General features: G+C 70.0%; 3 protein-coding genes and 1 tRNA gene. 3 read left to right on the forward strand and 1 reads right to left on the reverse strand.

Translation table 11 applies throughout. The features are described 5' to 3' along the window. Positions 1-28: 28 nt before the first annotated feature. Complete coding sequence (locus U874_RS0112055) at positions 29-559, reverse strand: MarR family winged helix-turn-helix transcriptional regulator (protein ID WP_025134792.1); 531 nt, start codon at positions 557-559, stop codon at positions 29-31. Between the two features lie 102 nt (positions 560-661). On the opposite strand from U874_RS0112055, the gene U874_RS0112060 reads away from it, so the two are divergent. The 3 genes from U874_RS0112060 to U874_RS0112070 all read left to right on the forward strand — a co-directional run bounded on the left by U874_RS0112060 (position 662) and on the right by U874_RS0112070 (position 3266). Further along, positions 662-733 (forward strand) — tRNA-Gln (locus U874_RS0112060). Positions 734-806: 73 nt separating this feature from the next. After that, positions 807-2243, forward strand: coding sequence for a bifunctional UDP-N-acetylglucosamine diphosphorylase/glucosamine-1-phosphate N-acetyltransferase GlmU (gene glmU, locus U874_RS0112065; RefSeq protein ID WP_025134793.1), 1437 nt, complete (start codon positions 807-809; stop codon positions 2241-2243). 45 nt (positions 2244-2288) lie between these two features. Further along, the gene (locus tag U874_RS0112070) at positions 2289-3266 is read left to right on the forward strand and encodes a ribose-phosphate diphosphokinase (RefSeq protein WP_025134794.1); all 978 of its coding nucleotides are present in this window, start codon (positions 2289-2291) and stop codon (positions 3264-3266) included. Positions 3267-3295: the final 29 nt, after the last annotated feature.

The raw sequence follows: 3295 nt of genomic DNA on the forward strand, positions 1-3295 counted from the left end.
GGATCCCGCCCCTGCGTCGTGGTGCGCGCTACTGCTCGCCGTCGCTCGGCAGCGGCTCGGGCTCGAAGCGGTCCACGCTGAGCGCGAGACGGCGCAGGAGCACGGAGAGGCGGTCCCGCTCGGCGCGCGCGAGTCCGCCGAGCAGCCGCTCCTCGGAGTCGCTCAGGCGGGTCATCGCCGCGTCGACGAGGGTGAGCCCGAGCGGGGTCATCTCGACGAGCACGCCGCGGCCGTCGTTCGGATCCGTGAGGCGCAGGACGAGCCCGCGGTCCACCATGCGGTCGATGCGGTTCGTCATGGTGCCGCTCGAGACCATCGTCTGCTGCACGAGCACCTTCGTGCTCTGCCGGAACGGCTCGCCGCCGCGGCGCAGCACCGCGAGCACGTCGAACTCCCACGAGGCGAGGCCGGAGCGCTCGAACGCGTGCGCGCGTGCACGGTCGAGGTGCTTCGTGATCCGCCACAGCCGGGAGAACACGGCCAGGGGTGCCAGATCGAGATCCGGCCGGGCCGTGCTCCAGTCCGCGATGATCCGATCGACCTCGTCCTCGTGCTTCATCCCCCCATTATCCCGGGCGGAGGCCCGGCCCGGCATCAGCCGCGCGGGTGTCACGGCCGTCCGCGGATTCTGGCAGACTAGTCGCGTGCTGTTTCGGCACGGTCCGCCTTGGTGTAATGGCAGCACGACAGCCTTTGGAGCTGTGAGGTCTAGGTTCGAATCCTGGAGGCGGAACTGGCGTGTTCGTGCGGGGAGACTCGGGCGGCGCAGGCGGCCGTACCGCGCGGCCGGGAGAAAGGAAACGCACATGGCTGAACGCTCTCTTGCGGTCGTGATCCTCGCCGCGGGGCAGGGAACCCGCATGAAGTCCGCACTCCCGAAGGTGCTGCACCCGATCGGCGGCCGCTCGCTCATCGCCCACGTGCTCGACACTGCGGCGGGGCTCGCGCCCACGCAGATCGTCGCCGTCGTGCGCCACGATCGCGACCGCGTCGCCGCCGCGATCCTCGACCACGCGCCCGACACGGTGATCGTCGATCAGGACGCCGTGCCCGGTACGGGCCGCGCGGTCGAGCAGGCGCTCGAGGCGCTGCCCGCAGACTTCGACGGCTCGGTCGTGGTGCTCTCGGGCGACGTGCCGCTCGTGGACACGGCGACGCTCGATCGGCTCGTCTCGGGTCACCTCGAGGGCGGCCGTGCGATGACCATGCTCTCCGCGATCTTCGCGAACCCGACCGGCCTCGGCCGCATCCTCCGCGCCGCGGACGGCGCGGTGACGGGGATCGTCGAGGAGAAGGACGCGAGCGAGGCGCAGCGCCGGATCACGGAGATCAACGGCGGGATCTACGTCTTCGCGCGCCGCGCGGTGACCGACGCGCTCGCGCAGATCGACACGAACAACGCGCAGGGCGAGAAGTACCTCACCGACGCCGCGGCGCGCATCCTGTCGAGCGGCGGCGCCGTCGAGGCCGTTGCCACCGACGACCCGTGGCTCATCGCCGGGGTGAACGACCGGGTGCAGCTGGCCCAGGCCGGGCGCGAGCTCAACGCCCGCATCGTGCAGGCGCACCAGCGCGCCGGCGTCACGATCCAGGACCCGGCGACCACGTGGATCGACGCCGACGTGTCGATCGAGGCGGACGCGGAGATCCTGCCCGGCACGTTCCTGCACGGCGCGACGTCGATCGCCGCGGGCGCGATCGTCGGCCCGGACACGACGCTCACCGACTGCGAGGTGGGGGCCGACGCCCGGATCCGCCGCAGCGAGGCGACGCTCGCGGTCTTCGCGCCGCGCGTCGAGGTGGGCCCGTTCGCGTTCATCCGCCCGGGCACCGAGCTCGGCGAGGCCGGGAAGATCGGCGCCTTCGTGGAGACGAAGAACGCCAAGATCGGCGACGGCAGCAAGGTGCCGCACCTGAGCTACGTCGGCGACGCCACGATCGGGACCGGGACGAACATCGGAGCGGGCACGATCTTCGCGAACTACGACGGGGTGCAGAAGCACCAGGCCGTCGTGGGCGACGCGGTTCGCGTCGGATCGAAGAATGTGCTCATCGCTCCGGTTACCATTGAAGATGGCACGTACACGGCAGCGGGTACGGTCGTGCGGAAGAACGTTCCCTCGGGGGCGCTGGCGCTGAACGTGGCGCCGCAGCGCAACATCGAGGGATGGGTGGCCGAGCATCGGCCGGGCACGAGCACCGCGGAAGCGGCGCAGCGCGCGAACGATGCCGCTGCCGAGTGAGCGCGGAACAGCGGGAATCCAAAGAGTGAGGAAGAATCAGCACTGATGAGCAAGATCGAGATGGCGGGGCAGAAGAAGCTCGTCCTGATTTCGGGCCGGGCCTACCCCGAGCTCGCCGAGCAGGTGGCCGCTGAGCTTGGCGCCGAGCTCGTCCCCACCGATGCTCGCACCTTCGCGAACGGCGAGCTGTACGCTCGCTTCGACGAGAGCGTGCGCGGTTCCGATGCCTTCGTGATCCAGTCGCACACGAACCCGATCAACGAGTGGCTCATGGAGCAGCTCATCATCGTCGACGCGCTGAAGCGCGCCTCGGCGAAGCGGATCACCGTCGTTGCGCCGTTCTACCCCTACTCGCGCCAGGACAAGAAGGGCCGCGGCCGCGAGCCGATCTCGGCTCGCCTCGTCGCGGATCTCTTCAAGACGGCCGGCGCGGATCGCATCATGTCGGTCGATCTGCACGCCCCGCAGATCCAGGGCTTCTTCGACGGCCCGCTCGACCACCTCTTCGCGATGCCGGTGCTGCTCGAGCACTTCGAGAAGCACCTGAACCGCGACGACCTGACCGTCGTCTCGCCCGACATGGGCCGCGTGCGCGTCGCCGACGTGTGGAGCGACCGCCTCGGCGCCCCGCTCGCGATCATCCACAAGCGCCGCGACCCCTCGGTCGCGAACCAGGCCTCGGTGCACGGCATCGTCGGCGACGTGAAGGACCGCTGGTGCCTCATGGTCGACGACATGATCGACACGGGCGGCACGATCTCGAAGGCCGCCGAGGCGCTGAAGCAGGCCGGTGCGCGCGGCGTGACGATCGCGGCGACCCACGCGATCTTCTCGGGCAAGGCGGTCGAGCACCTCTCGGCCGACTTTATCGATCAGGTCGTTGTCACGGACACGCTCCCCGTGCCGGAGGAGAAGCAGTTCGACAAGCTCACCGTGCTGTCGATCGCCCCGCTCATCGCGAAGGCGATCCACGAGGTGTTCGAGGACGGCTCGGTGACGAGCATGTTCGAGGGCGCCGCGTAGGCTCCGCCCCGCACTGAGAAGACCCCCGC

The sequence above is a fragment of the Leucobacter sp. PH1c genome (assembly GCF_000633415.1).
Lineage (GTDB): Bacteria > Actinomycetota > Actinomycetes > Actinomycetales > Microbacteriaceae > Leucobacter.